Here is a 523-nt window from a genome sequence, read left to right on the forward strand (position 1 = left end):
GGTTACATTCCGAACCCGGAAGCTAAGCCCTTCAGCGCCGATGGTACTGCACTCGGGAGGGTGTGGGAGAGTAGGACACCGCCGGACATTCTTTCCAGTCGAGGGCCGCCCCAATGTGGGTCGGCCCTCGACTGCGTAGCGTCGAGTGCGGCGCAATCAGGAAGGATGTACCTGTGAGTTCAGGACCGCAGGACGGCGATCGTCCTCGACGTTACGAAGACCGTTCCGACCGACGCGGTGGCGCGCCCCGACGGGATGACCGCCCGGCGTACCGGGATCGGGACGACCGCTCGCGCGACCAGCGCGGTGGTTCCGGTGACCGCCGTGAGGGCGGCTTCCGCCCCCGCGACGACTCGCGCTCCGCCAGTGGCAGCCGGGACGGTGGACACCAAGGCCCGCCGCGCGGCGAGGGCAGGGACTTCCGCAGCGGCGACCGCCGCGAGGGTGGTTTCCGTTCGGGTCCGCCGCGTGAGGGTGGTTTCCGTGGTGGGGACCGTCGTGAGGGTGGTTTCGGCGGGGATCG

At 69.8% G+C, this 523-nt stretch carries 1 rRNA gene and 1 pseudogene; one reads left to right on the forward strand and one right to left on the reverse strand.

The features are described from left to right. Positions 1–87 (forward strand): 5S ribosomal RNA (gene rrf, locus ACFT41_RS18040); the annotation flags it as partial. A gap of 92 nt (positions 88–179) precedes the next feature. Here rrf and ACFT41_RS18045 read toward each other — a convergent pair. Next, positions 180–523, reverse strand: a pseudogene (locus ACFT41_RS18045) (hypothetical protein); the annotation flags it as partial.

Source organism: Micromonospora sp. NPDC057141 (assembly GCF_042670805.1).
Taxonomy (GTDB): domain Bacteria; phylum Actinomycetota; class Actinomycetes; order Mycobacteriales; family Micromonosporaceae; genus Micromonospora.